13 protein-coding genes and 1 rRNA gene are annotated in these 14,684 nt (G+C 51.4%); 7 read left to right on the top strand and 7 right to left on the bottom strand.

The window, feature by feature from the left end; all coding sequences use genetic code 11:
* Positions 1-4 precede the first annotated feature (4 nt).
* A 5S ribosomal RNA gene (gene rrf / locus ACIPK4_RS38595) occupies positions 5-120 on the top strand.
* 70 nt (positions 121-190) lie between these two features.
* Here the strand turns inward: rrf and mobB are convergent.
* Complete coding sequence (mobB, locus tag ACIPK4_RS38590; protein ID WP_209640223.1) at positions 191-709, bottom strand: molybdopterin-guanine dinucleotide biosynthesis protein MobB; 519 nt, start codon at positions 707-709, stop codon at positions 191-193.
* Entirely contained in the window at positions 702-1,295 is a 594-nt protein-coding gene (mobA, locus tag ACIPK4_RS38585) for a molybdenum cofactor guanylyltransferase MobA (protein ID WP_402322246.1), read from the bottom strand. Before mobA ends, mobB begins: the two co-directional genes overlap by 8 nt.
* A 137-nt stretch (positions 1,296-1,432) precedes the next feature.
* Here mobA and ACIPK4_RS38580 point away from each other — a divergent pair, with 137 nt between their 5' ends.
* The 3 genes from ACIPK4_RS38580 (at position 1,433) to dsbA (ending at position 3,461) form a co-directional block, all read left to right on the top strand.
* On the top strand, positions 1,433-1,717 hold the full coding sequence (locus ACIPK4_RS38580) for a YihD family protein (RefSeq protein ID WP_402322245.1): 285 nt from the start codon (positions 1,433-1,435) through the stop codon (positions 1,715-1,717).
* A gap of 104 nt (positions 1,718-1,821) precedes the next feature.
* Positions 1,822-2,808: a serine/threonine protein kinase gene (locus ACIPK4_RS38575; RefSeq protein WP_265556784.1), complete on the top strand. Its 987-nt coding sequence runs from the start codon at positions 1,822-1,824 to the stop codon at positions 2,806-2,808.
* A gap of 29 nt (positions 2,809-2,837) precedes the next feature.
* Positions 2,838-3,461, top strand: coding sequence for a thiol:disulfide interchange protein DsbA (gene dsbA / locus ACIPK4_RS38570; RefSeq protein WP_037421819.1), 624 nt, complete (start codon positions 2,838-2,840; stop codon positions 3,459-3,461).
* A 46-nt stretch (positions 3,462-3,507) separates the two neighbouring features.
* On the opposite strand, the gene ACIPK4_RS38565 is transcribed toward dsbA, so the two are convergent.
* Entirely contained in the window at positions 3,508-4,557 is a 1,050-nt protein-coding gene (locus ACIPK4_RS38565; protein ID WP_402322240.1) for an acyltransferase, read from the bottom strand.
* 345 nt (positions 4,558-4,902) lie between these two features.
* Here ACIPK4_RS38565 and polA point away from each other — a divergent pair, with 345 nt between their 5' ends.
* On the top strand, positions 4,903-7,695 hold the full coding sequence (gene polA, locus ACIPK4_RS38560) for a DNA polymerase I (RefSeq protein ID WP_402322237.1): 2,793 nt from the start codon (positions 4,903-4,905) through the stop codon (positions 7,693-7,695).
* A gap of 534 nt (positions 7,696-8,229) precedes the next feature.
* Here polA and yihA read toward each other — a convergent pair.
* Positions 8,230-8,853: a ribosome biogenesis GTP-binding protein YihA/YsxC gene (yihA, locus tag ACIPK4_RS38555; protein ID WP_402322234.1), complete on the bottom strand. Its 624-nt coding sequence runs from the start codon at positions 8,851-8,853 to the stop codon at positions 8,230-8,232.
* A gap of 777 nt (positions 8,854-9,630) precedes the next feature.
* Here yihA and yihI point away from each other — a divergent pair.
* Complete coding sequence (yihI, locus tag ACIPK4_RS38550) at positions 9,631-10,185, top strand: Der GTPase-activating protein YihI (protein ID WP_265556782.1); 555 nt, start codon at positions 9,631-9,633, stop codon at positions 10,183-10,185.
* A gap of 182 nt (positions 10,186-10,367) precedes the next feature.
* The gene (gene hemN / locus ACIPK4_RS38545) at positions 10,368-11,741 is read left to right on the top strand and encodes an oxygen-independent coproporphyrinogen III oxidase (RefSeq protein WP_402322230.1); all 1,374 of its coding nucleotides are present in this window, start codon (positions 10,368-10,370) and stop codon (positions 11,739-11,741) included.
* Between the two features lie 47 nt (positions 11,742-11,788).
* Here hemN and ACIPK4_RS38540 read toward each other — a convergent pair whose 3' ends face one another.
* The 3 genes from ACIPK4_RS38540 to glnL form a co-directional block, all read right to left on the bottom strand.
* On the bottom strand, positions 11,789-11,911 hold the full coding sequence (locus tag ACIPK4_RS38540; protein WP_209640194.1) for a YshB family small membrane protein: 123 nt from the start codon (positions 11,909-11,911) through the stop codon (positions 11,789-11,791).
* 113 nt (positions 11,912-12,024) lie between these two features.
* A complete protein-coding gene (gene glnG / locus ACIPK4_RS38535; RefSeq protein WP_265556780.1) occupies positions 12,025-13,437 on the bottom strand; it encodes a nitrogen regulation protein NR(I) in 1,413 nt (470 codons plus the stop codon).
* A gap of 8 nt (positions 13,438-13,445) precedes the next feature.
* A complete protein-coding gene (glnL, locus tag ACIPK4_RS38530; RefSeq protein ID WP_265556779.1) occupies positions 13,446-14,495 on the bottom strand; it encodes a nitrogen regulation protein NR(II) in 1,050 nt (349 codons plus the stop codon).
* Positions 14,496-14,684 lie beyond the last annotated feature (189 nt).

Here is a 14,684-nt window from a genome sequence, read left to right as displayed (position 1 = left end):
TTTGCCTGGCGGCAATAGCGCGGTGGTCCCACCTGACCCCATGCCGAACTCAGAAGTGAAACGCCGTAGCGCCGATGGTAGTGTGGGGTCTCCCCATGCGAGAGTAGGACACTGCCAGGCATCAATTAAGCCAAGAGGCCATCCGCAAGGATGGCCTTTTTGCTGTGTGCGAAAGAAAAAGATTACGCAGCTACGCTGCGCTTTTCAACCAATCCACGATGAAATCAGCAATACATTCTGGGTTATTGAGATCCAACAACCTAACCTTTTCAGTGATTAACCGATCGCTGGCAACGGCGATAACAAACTCATCCAACATATCCTCAAGTGGTCTGCCTATCTCTTCACGATAAAGAATGATCTTGCTGACAGGCTCATGTTTAAACCCCTCGACGAGAATGAGGTCGACCTTGGTGCGATCAAAACGACTGGCCAGATACTGAAGATCCAGGGGCGGCTGTTCTGGTGTTTCGGTCATTAATGCCCAACGGCGATCGCTGGCGACCAATGTTTGATTGGCACCGGCTTTGCGCAGTTCATAACTGTCTTTTCCTGGCGTATCCACATCCATATCATGATGCGTATGCTTTATCAGTCCGACACGGATTTCCCGCTGCTTTAATAAAGGAATCAATTGCTTAAGCAGTGTGGTTTTACCTGTTCCGCTGTAAGCGGCAATAGCCAGTAACGGGGGAAAAGAATTATTCATTGGTGAGTCCTTTTTCCTGCAGCCAACGCTGGCAATCTTCCTGAGTATTCAAATTATGGAATGCCGCTTGCTGGCCTTCGAAGGTTATTTTCCCTGCACCTACCGCATCCAGGAACAACATCAATTTGCGTTCTCCGCGTGCCAGATAAGCGGCTAAATGAGGTACCAGGCTGGTGTGCAGCAGTGCCAGGGTTGGATGTGCCCGCTCCCCATCGTTGGCATAGGCGGCCAAAGCCTGGCCCTTTTGCTGCCAGAGCTGTTCAACCAATGTCGTGGGAAAGTCGGGTACGTCGCAGGGTACAAAGGCGACCCACTCTGTCGTCGCGTGTTTTAGCCCTGCCAGCATGCCAGCTAGCGGCCCGGAAAAATCTGCTGTCAGATCGCTGATGACAGGCAGACCGCTTTCCCGATAACGTATCTGATTGCGATTGGCGCTAATTGCTATGTGGCCCACTTGCGGTCGTAGCCGAGAAAGTACGTATTGATATAGCGGTACGCCGGCAACGTGAACCAGGCCTTTATCTGCCCCGCCCATACGTGTTGCGCGCCCACCGGCTAAAATAATGCCGGTAATATCCTCGTGCATAATTATTATTCCGAATTTATGGCTAACGCCCTGATTGTAGCGCTAAAGCCGGTATGGCATCAGGATTTACCTTTATTGACAAGCTGGTTCTTTCACTGCGTTGGTAAGCCTGCTACTTTGTGTGTTTATTCATTCTAATGGACGATATTGCGATGAAAACGCACCGCGTAAACGAGCTGATTGAGCTGTTACAGCCAGCTTGGCAGGAAGATCCGGATCTTAACTTGATTCAGTTTTTGCAAAAGCTGGCAAAGGAAGCCGGTTTTCAGGGCAATCTGGACGAACTGAGTGATGATATCCTGATCTACCATCTGAAAATGCGCGGCAGCGCCGGCACTGAGCAGATCCCTGGCCTGAAGAAAGACTACGAAGAAGACTTTAAGACAGCATTACTGCGCGCCCGCGGCGTGATAAAGGATTAACATTCGTGCGGTACGGTGAACCCGTTGCTCGTGAAGCCTGTCATTAATGCTACTATTTCTCATTCCCGGCACAGTGATGTCACCAAAAGAAACCGAATGTTGTTATGAACAACTCTGCTTTTAATTTTCAGACCCTGTCGCCCGACCTGATTATGGACGCGCTGGAAGGGATTGGCCTGCGGGTCGACTCCGGGCTAACCGCACTCAATAGCTATGAGAACCGCGTCTATCAGTTTATGGATGAAGATCGTCAGCGCTATGTGGTGAAGTTTTACCGGCCCGAGCGCTGGAGCGCGAAGCAAATTGGTGAAGAACACCAGTTTGCCCAAGATCTTGCTCTGGCGGAGATCCCCGCAGTTGCTCCTTTGCTCCTGCAAGGGCAAACATTGCATACGCACAGCGGTTTCTTTTTTACTGTCTTTCCCAGCGTTGGGGGGCGGCAGTATGAGATTGATAATCTCGATCAGCTGGAGTGGGTGGGGCGTTTCCTTGGGCGTATTCATCAGGTGGGCAGTGAAAGCCTGTTTGTTGAGCGCCCGACAATGGGCATTGAAGAGTACCTGACTGCACCGCGTGAGGTACTTGCTGGTTGTGAACTGTTGCCGAAGGCACAGCGAGAAAGCTTTCTGAAAGCGGCCGATACGCTGATTGAAGCGATTAAACAGTGTTGGCATTTGGACTGGCAGCCGCGTCGTTTGCACGGTGATTGCCACCCAGGCAATATTCTGTGGCGTGATGGCCCGCTGTTTGTTGATCTTGATGACGCACGTAATGGCCCGGCTATACAGGATTTGTGGATGCTGCTGCACGGAGAACGTCGCGATCGCTTGATGCAGTTAGATGTTCTGCTGGAGGCTTACTCAGAGTTCGCCGAGTTTGATCAAAGTGAATTGGCGTTGATCGAGCCGCTGCGTGCGATGCGTATGCTGTACTACTTGGCATGGGTCGCTCGCCGCTGGCAAGATCCTGCATTCCCTAAAAGTTTTCCGTGGATGGCGGAGTCTGATTTCTGGTTATCTCAGACGACGGCATTCACCGAGCAGGTTAAGCTGTTGCAGGAACCCCCTCTGCAGCTGATGCCAATGTATTGAAGCTTTAACACAATGGAGAGTTTAGTCTTATGAAGAAAATATGGTTGGCACTCGTTGGCATGGTAATGGCATTTAGTGCCTCGGCTGCGCAGTTTAGCGATGGCACTCAGTACGTAACCCTGGATAAGCCAGTGACCGGTGAACCTCAGGTGCTGGAGTTCTTTTCCTTCTATTGCCCGCATTGCTATCAGTTTGAGCAGGTTTATCACGTTTCTGAAAATGTGAAAAAAGCACTGCCTGCGGGCACCAAAATGACCAAATACCACGTTGAGTTCCTGGGGCCGCTGGGCAAACAGCTGACTCAGGCATGGGCCGTTGCAATGGCGCTGGGCGTGGAAGATAAAGTCAGCCCGTTGATGTTTGAAGCGGTGCAGAAGACTCAAACTGTGCAAACCCCGGACGATATCCGCAATGTATTTGTGAAAGCAGGTGTGAGTGCGGCGGATTATGACGGAGCATTGAACAGCTTCGTAGTTAAATCCCTGGTGGTTCAACAGGAGAAAGCCGCAGAAGATCTGCAACTGCGTGGCGTCCCGGCTGTATTTGTTAACGGTAAATACATGGTTAAAAACGATGGTCTGGACACCAGTTCGATGGATGCTTACGTGAAGCAATTCGCCGACGTGGTTAAATACCTCAGCCAGCAGAAGTAACCGAGATTAAACGTTAAAAAGCCGGCTTAGCCGGCTTTTTTTTTCTCTATTGCCGCTTCAATTTATCAAGCAGGCGATCTTTGTCCTGCCACAGGGTATTGAGCCAAAGTTGGAAACGTCGCTTGAACTGCTTGTCGTTGAAGTAATCCCCATGCAGGGTTTCATCGATTGGCAGCAGCTCAATTCTCACCACAATGCGTTTCAATCGACCGCATAACATATCCATAAACGGCCGCTCAGTATTATCCGGATAAAGTAGGGTGACGTTTAACACTTTATCGAACTGCTTACCTAATGCACTGAGTGTAAAAGCAATACCTGCGGCTTTAGGGGCCAGTAAATTGCGGTAGGGGGAATTGCTTTTAATTTTCTTGGCTTCAGTAAAACGCGAACCCTCTACAAAATTGACGATAGTGGTCGGACGTTTACGAAACTTCTCGCAAGAACGGCGTGTGGTTTCGATGTCATTGCCGCGCTTTTCAGGGTGCTTGAGTAAATAGCCACGCGAGTAGCGTTTCATGAATGGCATATCCAGCGCCCAGCAGGCCAGGCCGACAAAGGGTACCCAGGCTAGCTGTTGCTTAAGAAAGTATTTATTCATGGGAATATGGTTACGGAACAACACGCAGAGCACCACAATATCCGACCAGCTTTCGTGATTACTGATCAGCAGATACCAGTTTTTACGTTGCAGCCCTTCCAGCCCTTCAATATCCCAACGCAGTTGCCCGTTAATTCGCAATAGCAGTGCCAACCCTACACACCAGCACCACATCATAAAATCGGCAAAGGCTGAGATGCGTTTCCACACGGCAGGAAAGGGCACCAGGAGTTTAATGATGCCGGCCAGTGTGATTGGGATCGAACACAGTACGGTCACCAAAATGGCGAGCAGGGCAGAAAGTATAAAAATAACAGGGGATAACAATCTTGGCATGGTTATGGGCTGACGGTTGATGAGAACAGCGTTACATGCCGGTATGCATGAACAAAAAAATATTTTAACAGAAATTAAAGAGGGAAAGTGCCTGTTAACCGTAACTGTTTTATCGCGGAAGAAATAGGCAGTTGCTGCGTTTTCGTGCAACCTTTTCATCTTGTGCTATGGTAATTGAGGCGCCAAATTTGATGAATAGTGCGATTAAAATTGAGTGCAAGTTATATCCACAAATCGTGTAAAAGTCGATAATCACTCCTAACGAAAATAGCGCCATTTAACGCAGTGATTTAAATAGGAATTTTATTTCCCATTATAACGATAAACGCATCGTTATAATTTATTGTCTTTTCTATGCACAAAGTTATCCACAGGTAGGATCTTGCGGATCGCTTCGCAGAATCACATGATTTTTATCCTTAATGCACGCTAAGGTTCGTCTCAGGCGGCCAGCTATGGCATTCTTACCGCTATGTCCGATCACGATAAAGATAAAGTAACGCTATGGCCCAGATTGCAGAAAACCCATTAATCCTGGTTGACGGTTCCTCGTACCTCTACCGCGCTTATCACGCCTTCCCTCCGCTGACCAACTCTGCGGGTGAACCTACCGGGGCAATGTATGGCGTGCTGAATATGCTGCGCAGCCTGCTGTTGCAGTATCAGCCAAGCCATGTTGCGGTGGTGTTTGATGCCAAAGGAAAAACCTTCCGCGATGAGCTCTTCGCAGAATATAAATCGCACCGGCCACCGATGCCGGACGATCTGCGCGCGCAAATTGAGCCGCTGCACAAAATGGTTAAGGCCATGGGGTTACCGCTGCTGGTCACGCCTGGCGTGGAAGCAGACGACGTGATAGGTACGCTGGCACAGCAAGCCGAAAAAGCGGGTCATGCGGTGCTGATCAGCACCGGCGATAAAGACATGGCGCAGCTGGTCACACCGAATGTCACCCTGATCAACACAATGAACAATACGATCCTCGGCCCACAGGAAGTGTGCGACAAGTATGGCATTCCTCCAGAGTTGATCATCGACTTCCTGGCGCTGATGGGGGATGCCTCGGATAATATACCTGGTGTGCCTGGTGTGGGCGAGAAAACGGCTCAGGGGCTGTTGCAGGGACTTGGTGGGCTGGATGTACTGTATGCCAATCTGGACAGTATTGCGACGCTCAGTTTCCGTGGCGCCAAGACGATGGCGGCCAAGCTGGAACAACACAAAGAGATGGCCTACCTCTCCTACAAGTTAGCGACCATCAAGACTGACGTCGAACTGGATCTCACCTGCGCCGATCTCGAAGTGTCTTCGTTAGACGTAGACGCGTTGCAACAGTTGTTCAAACAGTACGAATTTAAACGCTGGCTGGCAGATGTTGAGGCCGGTATCTGGCTGGAAGGTAAAAAGGGGACTGGCGTGAAAGCCGCCAGTGCGCCAAAGGCCATTGCGGCAGTTGAAAAAGAGCCTGCCGAAGCGACGTTGTCGCAAGAGGGCTATGTCACCATTTTGGATGAAGACACGTTCGCCGAGTGGTTGGAAAAACTTAAAAAAGCTGACGTGTTTGCCTTTGATACTGAAACCGATGGCCTGGACACACTGACCGCAAATCTGATCGGCCTGTCGTTTGCTCTTGCCCCGGGTGAAGCGGCTTATCTGCCCGTGGCGCATGACTATCTTGATGCGCCAGTGCAGTTGGACCGCGACCATGTGTTGGCCACTCTGAAGCCGTTACTGGAAGATGAGAAAGCGCTGAAGGTCGGGCAAAACCTGAAGTTTGATATGGGCCTGTTGGCACGTTATGACATCAGTCTGCGTGGCATTGCCTTCGACACCATGCTGGAATCCTACGTGCTGGACAGCGTGGGAGGCCGTCACGACATGGACAGCTTGTCCGATCGCTATCTTGGTCATAAAACTGTGACCTTCGAAGAGATTGCCGGTAAGGGCAAAAAACAACTTACCTTCAATCAAATCGCATTGGAGCAGGCGGCACCTTACGCTGCCGAAGATGCCGACGTCACGCTGCAGTTGCATTTGGCAATGTGGCCACAGTTGCAGGAAAGCGCCGAACTGTTGACGGTATTCAATGAGATAGAAATGCCGCTGTTGCCGGTGTTATCACATATAGAACGGACCGGGGTGCTGATTGATCAGAGTATTTTGGCTACGCATTCTATCGAACTGACCAAGCGCTTGGCTGAATTAGAGATTCAAGCCCATGAACTGGCGGAAGAGCCATTCAACCTGGCGTCGACCAAACAGTTGCAGGCCATTTTGTACGAAAAACAAAAGCTGCCGGTATTAAAGAAAACCCCGGGTGGTGCGCCGTCGACCAACGAAGAAGTATTGGCTGAATTGGCACTGGATTACCCGTTACCGAAGGTGATTCTGGAATACCGTGGGTTGGCAAAACTGAAAACGACCTATACCGATAAATTGCCACTGATGATCAACCCGGTCAGTGGGCGCGTGCATACTTCCTATCATCAAGCGGTGACGGCGACAGGGCGGCTATCTTCCAGTGATCCGAACCTGCAGAATATTCCGGTGCGTAACGACGAAGGGCGCCGCATCCGTCAGGCATTTATTGCCCCAGAAGGTTACCGTATCGTTGCTGCCGACTATTCTCAGATTGAACTGCGCATTATGGCCCATTTGTCTCAGGATGAAGGGTTACTGAAGGCTTTTGCGGCTGGCGAGGACATCCACCGTGCCACCGCCGCAGAGGTGTTTGGCCTGCCACTCGACAAAGTGACTAACGAACAGCGCCGCAGTGCGAAGGCGATTAACTTTGGCCTGATTTATGGGATGAGCGCATTTGGTCTGGCGCGTCAGTTAGGGATCCCTCGTGGTGAAGCTCAGCGTTACATGGATCTCTACTTTGAGCGCTATCCAGGTGTACTGGACTACATGGAGCGTACTCGCCAACAGGCGGCCAGTCAGGGTTACGTCAGTACGCTGGATGGTCGCCGGCTGTATCTGCCAGACGTAAACTCCAGCAACGGCATGCGTCGTAAGGCGGCGGAGCGCGCGGCGATTAACGCCCCAATGCAGGGGACCGCCGCGGATATTATCAAACGCGCGATGATTGAAGTGGATGCCTGGTTGCAAGCCCAAGAGAAACCGCTGGTACGTATGATCATGCAGGTACACGATGAATTGGTGTTTGAGGTGCATGAGTCGGTGATTGAAGAATCCAGCCAGCATATTCGCGAGCTGATGGAAAATAGCATGATGCTGGCAGTGCCGCTGAAGGTGGACGTAGGCGTGGGTGCTAACTGGGATGAAGCCCACTGATCATGTTGAGGTTCGCCAGCCATATCCACCTTGGATCTGCTAACTGGCGATAACCTAAGCAGTTTTTGTAATTAAGCTACAAGATACGGCGATTGTTTCTCCAACCTCGCCGTTATTACGCGCTAAACTGTGTAAGTAAACTACAAAAAATTCTTTTGCACTGCGAAAAAATCATGTAAAGTTACTCGCGTAGGGTACAGAGGTAAGATGTTCTATCTTTCAGACCTTTTACTTCACGTAATCGGATTTGGCTGAATATTTAGCCGCCCCAGTCAGTATTGACTGGGGCGTTTTTTATTGTAAAAACAAAGTAAAACCATCGTTTTCTCTTATCTCCCTCACCCTATTCTGCTTCAACAAATCTTCTGTAATTGCCCGTTTTTCTTACTCTTCACATTAAATCGCTATAAGAATTTATGATGGCTTTTGGTCATAACTGTAATTAGATAACGAAAAATGCCTGAGCTCACAGGTTTTTGAGCATAAAAAAAGCCGATGTGTTTTCACATCGGCTATTGCGGTACCTGCGGTATTTTATTCGCCAGCGGTGTCGTCATCTTCTGGCAGCACTTCCGGTGGGATCTCGTTAAACCAGGTATTCAGTTTTTGGCTCAGCTTGTCGACGCCGATTTTTTTCGGTGAAGAGAAAGCTTCAACCTGGATATTGCCCATAAATGGCACGACGGCTTCACGTACCATATTGAGTTGTGCCTTACGCGCACCGGATGCCAACTTGTCTGCCTTGGTCAGCAGAACCAGTACCGGAGTGCCTACATCGACGGCCCACTGAATCATCTGCTGGTCGAGGTCTTTTAATGGGTGACGGATATCCATCAGCACCACCAGACCTTTCAGGCAGTTGCGCATTTGTAAGTATTCACCCAAAGCACGCTGCCATTTGCGTTTCATTTCTTCAGGCACTTCCGCGTAGCCGTAGCCGGGCAGGTCGACGAGGCGAATGCCTTCTTCAACCTCGAACAGGTTGATCAACTGCGTACGTCCCGGCGTTTTACTGGTACGCGCCAGGCTTTTCTGGTTGGTCAGTGTATTTAACGCGCTGGATTTACCGGCGTTGGAACGGCCGGCGAACGCGACTTCAATACCTTCATCCCCCGGCAGGTGGCGAATATCGGGCGCACTGGTGACGAAATGGGTCACATGGTAATTGTAATTCTTGCTGGTCAAAATTTTTCGTCTCCGTGAGGATGGCTAACTGGTTGGCGATTATAACTGCATCAGCGGTAAAAATGGTGTGTTTCTCTGTTTTTAAGCGCCAAGCTAGCAGGGCATGGCTGTGGGGCCTGCTCACACGTGTGAGACATTCGCCATTCGAATAGTGGGTAATGTCGCTTTATTCGAAAGCTGTTTTTTTTATTTTAATTAAAAAACAAAAAGTTAATTATCTGCTGCATTCTTCGATATGCCAATTACACGGCAGATGCCTTGAGCGTAAGCGTTGATCGCGTAAAGTAGCTTTTAGCACAAGGCTGTGCCGGATTAAGGAACATCCAGGAAGGGTGATAAATCTCATGGAGAGCACGGGGCGTGCTGATGAGTACCAGGAAGAACACAGAAGGAATTGATCTGTTTGCATCTGAATATGCAAATAGCACAAGGATGGTGAAGTCACTGCAATTGGGATGCCAGCAGGAAGCACGCTCAGGATGAGCGAATGCGTACGGATTGCGCCATGGACGATTTTCCTTTCAGGATGAAGGATGTAGTGTGGCAGGGAATGCGGTTATAGCAAAAGGAAAGACCAGGATGTTGAGTGTGCGCAGGGATCGCGTAGCAGGAATATCCTTCGAAAGAAGGGGTAAATAGGCGGCGGGTTTAACCTGCCGCCTTTTTTCTTTGTTCGCTTTCTGCTAGATTCCGCCGCAATCGTATAGCATCTATCTCTATACTGAATCTACATACCTAAGAGCATACGCTATGAACCAGCCATCAAAAGCACCTCGCGCCCCACGCAGCAGCGCGGCGACGTCGAAAACCAAAAAGAAAAGCCGTGTGGAGCTCGATCAGGAAGCCCGTGAACGCAAGCGTGCAAAAAAACGCCGTGGTCTTGCTTCCGGTTCTCGCACCCAGGTTGAGTCCGCGAAGACGAAAAATAAAGCAGGGGCAGAAACCAAAGATCCGCGCATTGGCAGTAAAGTGCCGGTAGCGCTGGTGGTTGAAGCCCAGCCAAAAGCCAAACCGCAGGCAAAACCAAAAGCTGAAGCGAAACCTAAACCTCGTCTGTCGCCGGAAGAAGAACTGGCGAAGTTGGAAAATGATGAGCGTCTGGATGCACTGCTGGATCGCATTGATGACGGTGAGACGCTGAATGCTGAAGATCAGTCCTACGTTGATCAGACACTGGACCGTATCGATGCCCTGATGGAGCAGCTGGGTATTGAGTTGGGCGACGACGATGAAGAAGAAGAAGAAGAGAAGCGGGAAGATATCCTGAAACTGCTGAAAGGCGGTAACCCAAAAGACGTAATTTAACGCGTCATGTGGTTGATCCTGACAATAGCCCTACTCTTGATGTGTTATCTGCTGTGGTTATTCGGTAAACTATGGCGGCTGTCTAAACGTAAATCACGTTACCGCAGCGCTTCCGCGGCCAGACAGCGTAGACAACTGCCCATTTCCCGGCCCGGTAGGAAAAAATATCGGAAGGAGTGAGCATGTCAGAACAGGCAATTGTCTGGGATCTGGCCCTGATCCAGAAATATAACTATTCAGGGCCGCGTTACACCTCATACCCCACAGCGCTGGAGTTTAACCAGGACTACGACGAAGCGGCGTTTCAACGCGCCGCGGTGCGTTATCCTGAGCGCTCTCTGTCGCTGTATGTACATATCCCTTTCTGCCACAAGCTCTGCTATTTCTGTGGCTGTAATAAGCTGGTGACGCGTCAGACACACAAGGCGGATGAGTATCTGGCGGTGCTGGCACAGGAGATCGCCCAGCGCGCCCCCCTGTTTGCCGGGCGTAAGGTTGGCCAGTTACACTGGGGCGGCGGCACACCGACCTACCTAAGCAAAACGCAAATCAGCACGCTGGTAGCGCTGTTACGGCAACACTTTGATTTTCTCCCCGATCTTGAAATGTCGATCGAAGTCGATCCGCGTGAGATTGAGCTGGATGTGCTCGATCATTTACGCAGCGAGGGCTTTAACCGTCTGAGCATGGGTGTGCAGGACTTCAATAAAGACGTGCAGCGGTTGGTGAACCGCGAGCAGGATGAAGCCTTCATCTTTGCGCTGATTGCCCGCGCCAAAGCGCTAGGCTTTAATTCCACCAATATCGATCTGATCTATGGATTGCCAAAGCAGACACCAGAGAGCTTTGCTTACACCCTGCAGCGGGTGGCAGAGCTAAATCCGGATCGTCTGAGCGTATTTAACTACGCTCATATGCCGAATTTATTCGCGGCCCAGCGCAAAATCAAAGACGTGGATTTGCCGACGGCACAGCAGAAGCTGGATATCCTGCAACAGACCATCGCCTCCCTGACCGAATCGGGTTACCAGTTTATTGGCATGGACCACTTTGCACGCCCAGATGATGAACTGGCGGTGGCGCAACGTGAAGGAAAGCTGCACCGTAATTTCCAGGGGTATACCACCCAGGGCGACAGTGATCTCCTGGGGCTTGGGGTTTCGGCCATCAGCATGCTGGGTGACAGCTATGCGCAGAACCAGAAAGAGCTGAAAACCTATTACAGCCGCGTTGAAGCGCAGGGCAATGCACTGTGGCGCGGCCTGGCTATGACGGAAGACGATTGTTTGCGGCGTGAGGTGATCAAAACGTTGATTTGTAACTTTAAGCTGGACTACCTGGCAATAGAACAGCCGTTCGGCATCAGCTTCGCCAGCTATTTTGCTGAAGATTTGCAACTGCTGGCGCCGTTTGAACGTGACGGGTTGGTGGAACGCAACGAGCAGGGTATCCGTGTTACGCCACGTGGCCGGTTACTGATCCGCAATATCTGCATGTGCTTTGATATCTACCTGCGTCAGCAGGCGCGCACGCAGCAATTCTCTCGGGTTATTTGAGGAATAAAAAAACAGCCGCATTAGCGGCTGTTTTTTCGATTAACTATTTAACTCAAAAAATTAATCAGTGCTGCGCACAGCACCGCAGCCACGGCTGCCTGTGGCGTGTGGCTGGCAGCGGAGCCAAGCGCTGCACCTTGGGAAATGAATGCGACAAATGAGTCCAGCATCGAGAGCCTCCAGAGTGTGCGCTTCGATCATACTGCTGCCTTACTGGCTGTAAAGTCTGACATAGCGGTTTTTTTGTGCGCCAGATTGCGTTTTCTATAATCAATCACGCAAACTATTCCATTCCCAACTCTTTTAATTTACGCGTTAACGTATTGCGGCCCCAGCCCAGCAAACGTGCGGCCTCCTGCTTATGCCCTTGGGTATGACGCAGTGCCGTGGTGAGCAGCGTGCGTTCCATTTCAGGCTGTGCTTCTGACAGCAAGTTTTGATGACCGGAGCGCAGTGCGCGGTCGGCCCACTGTGCCAGCAATGTGGCCCAGCTGTCTGGCAGACTGTGGCTGGTGGTTTCTGGCGCAGAGGTCTCAAACAACTCACTCGGCAGATCCTGAATCAGCACCTCTTGCCCGGCGGCCATTACGGTTAACCAGCGGCAGGTGTTCTCCAATTGACGCACGTTGCCTGGCCACGGCAGACGAGTCAGAGCCGTTTCGGTCTCTGGATGCAAATTCTTCGCCTCAACGCCCAGCTCTTTTGCTGCCACCTGCAGGAAGTAGCGCGCCAGGCGCGGAATGTCCTCACGGCGCTCACGCAATGGCGGCAGGTGTACACGTATCACATTGAGACGATGGAACAGATCCTCACGGAATTTGCCTTCTTGTACGCGTAATTCCAGGTTCTGGTGTGTCGCGGCGATGATACGAACGTCTACCTTAACCGGGGCATAACCGCCGACCCGATAGAATTGGCCATCTGCCAGTACCCGCAGCAAACGGGTTTGAACATCCAGCGGCATATCGCCGATTTCATCCAGGAACAAGGTTCCGCCGTCAGCCTGCTCAAAGCGGCCCTGACGGATCTGATTGGCACCGGTAAAGGCCCCCTTTTCGTGACCGAACAGTTCAGATTCGATCAGATCTTTGGGAATAGCGGCCATATTTAATGCGATAAAAGGCGATTTGACGCGCGGGCTGTGGCGGTGCAGAGCATGAGCCACCAGTTCTTTACCTGTGCCGGATTCACCGTTGATCAACACGCTGATCGACGAGCGTGATAGACGTCCGATAATACGGAACACATCCTGCATTGCCGGGGCTTCGCCGATAATATCCGCTACCGGATCGTTAGCCGGCTGGCTGCGCGCCGGCTGTTGTTGTTCCTGATAATGACTGATAGCACGTTCGACCAGTGCGACAGCTTCATCGATATCAAAAGGTTTTGGCAGGTAATCAAATGCCCCTTGCTGATAGGCGCTGACAGCGGCGTCCAAATCCGAATGTGCCGTCATTATGATGACCGGAAGCATAGGGTGGCGCTGCTTTATCTGCTTGAGTAATGCAAGACCATCCATGCCGGGCATGCGGATGTCAGACAGCAACACGTCAGGTGTTTGCGTGGACAGGGCTTCCAACACCTCATTGCCACTCTCGAAGGTCACGCAGCTCACACCCGCCCCAGTGAGTGCGCGTTCAAGCACCCAGCGGATGGAGCTATCGTCATCGACGATCCAGACTATCCCTCGTTGCATAGAAAACCTCACTGACGAATAGGCAGGTACACCGAGAATTCGGTATGTCCTGGCCAACTGTTAAATTCAATTTTTCCGCAATGTTGATCAATAAGATTACGGGCGATGGATAAACCCAAGCCGGTTCCGCCTTCGCGGCCACTGACCATTGGGTAAAACAGCGTGTCTTGTAACTGCGCCGGCACGCCGGGGCCGTCATCCTCTATATCGATACGTGCTGCCAGCCGGTAACGACTGCCATGCAGGGTGATCTGGAACGCGGTGCGGGTACGCAGCGTGATGGTGCCGCCAGCCGGCCCCAGTGCCTGCAGAGCGTTACGGGTAATGTTCAGCAGAACCTGTTCGATTTGATCCGGATCGTGTGCCATTTCTGGCAGGCTGGGGTCGTAATCACGGACCAGCGTCACGTTATCGGGTTTCTCGAGAGCCACCAGTTGGCAAACGCGTTCTGCGACCTGATGAATACTTTGGGTAATGTGCTGGCCAGGCCGTTGTGGGCCCAGCAGGCGATCAACCAGGTTGCGCAGGCGGTCGGCCTGTTCAATGATGACCTTGGTGTATTCGGTCAGTGATGGATCAGGCAGCGCCTTGGCCAGCAACTGCGCCGCGCCCCGTAAACCACCCAATGGGTTTTTGATCTCGTGTGCCAGACCACGGACTAAATCACGCGCTGCAACTTGTTGTGCGTGCTGTAACTGTTCCTGACTCAGGCGGCGTTGGTTATCCATCGGCGCCAGCTCGACCAAGATGTAGCCTTCAGGCAGCGCCTGGGCGGTCAAAGAGAGGATGTGCGCACGCCCGTCAACCACCAGGGTCACTTCGTTATCGGTAAAGCCCTGACCGGCGTGCAGGCTCTCACGCATCAAATCGACGTTCAGTGAGAAGTAGCCGAGCAGATCGGGTAACGGCGTACCGAAAAGTTTACGGGAGCTCTGTGCCAGCAGTTGTTGTGCTGCCGGATTGGCGTAATGAACCGCCAGTGAGTCATCCAACAGCAGAATGCTGTTAATGAGCGAATTGAGGATCTGCCCTGCGTCGGGCAGCTTGCCAGTTGCCATATATGCCCTTCATCTTTCAAGACGCAGCGTTGTTGGCTGCTCTTACTCACACCAGTCACTTGGCAGACCAAGCTCCTGTCGGTTGGCTCGGTTGCCGCCTACCTGCACCTTGAAATTCATTGGGCATAGCAGACGACTGCACCTTTTTAGTGCATTTATCCTACTCCATCCGTCATGTACGCGGTATGG

Origin of the sequence: Streptomyces sp. NPDC086989, from assembly GCF_044745505.1 — a bacterium.
In the GTDB taxonomy this organism is placed as follows: Bacteria; Actinomycetota; Actinomycetes; order Streptomycetales; family Streptomycetaceae; genus Streptomyces.
This window is presented reverse-complemented; position numbering and strand designations above follow the sequence as displayed.

What these genes read in the sequence shown, in the direction of transcription:
- ACIPK4_RS38580 (WP_402322245.1), top strand. Translation starts at nt 1,433, where the DNA reads ATGGACGATATTGCGATGAAAACGCACCGCGTAAACGAGCTGATTGAG.
- glnL (WP_265556779.1), bottom strand. Translation starts at nt 14,495, where the DNA reads ATGGCAACTGGCAAGCTGCCCGACGCAGGGCAGATCCTCAATTCGCTC.
- ACIPK4_RS38575 (WP_265556784.1), top strand. Translation starts at nt 1,822, where the DNA reads ATGAACAACTCTGCTTTTAATTTTCAGACCCTGTCGCCCGACCTGATT.
- mobA (WP_402322246.1), bottom strand. Translation starts at nt 1,295, where the DNA reads ATGCACGAGGATATTACCGGCATTATTTTAGCCGGTGGGCGCGCAACA.
- ACIPK4_RS38565 (WP_402322240.1), bottom strand. Translation starts at nt 4,557, where the DNA reads ATGAAAAGGTTGCACGAAAACGCAGCAACTGCCTATTTCTTCCGCGAT.
- mobB (WP_209640223.1), bottom strand. Translation starts at nt 709, where the DNA reads ATGAATAATTCTTTTCCCCCGTTACTGGCTATTGCCGCTTACAGCGGA.
- dsbA (WP_037421819.1), top strand. Translation starts at nt 2,838, where the DNA reads ATGAAGAAAATATGGTTGGCACTCGTTGGCATGGTAATGGCATTTAGT.
- ACIPK4_RS38540 (WP_209640194.1), bottom strand. Translation starts at nt 11,911, where the DNA reads ATGCTGGACTCATTTGTCGCATTCATTTCCCAAGGTGCAGCGCTTGGC.
- yihI (WP_265556782.1), top strand. Translation starts at nt 9,631, where the DNA reads ATGAACCAGCCATCAAAAGCACCTCGCGCCCCACGCAGCAGCGCGGCG.
- glnG (WP_265556780.1), bottom strand. Translation starts at nt 13,437, where the DNA reads ATGCAACGAGGGATAGTCTGGATCGTCGATGACGATAGCTCCATCCGC.
- hemN (WP_402322230.1), top strand. Translation starts at nt 10,368, where the DNA reads ATGTCAGAACAGGCAATTGTCTGGGATCTGGCCCTGATCCAGAAATAT.
- polA (WP_402322237.1), top strand. Translation starts at nt 4,903, where the DNA reads ATGGCCCAGATTGCAGAAAACCCATTAATCCTGGTTGACGGTTCCTCG.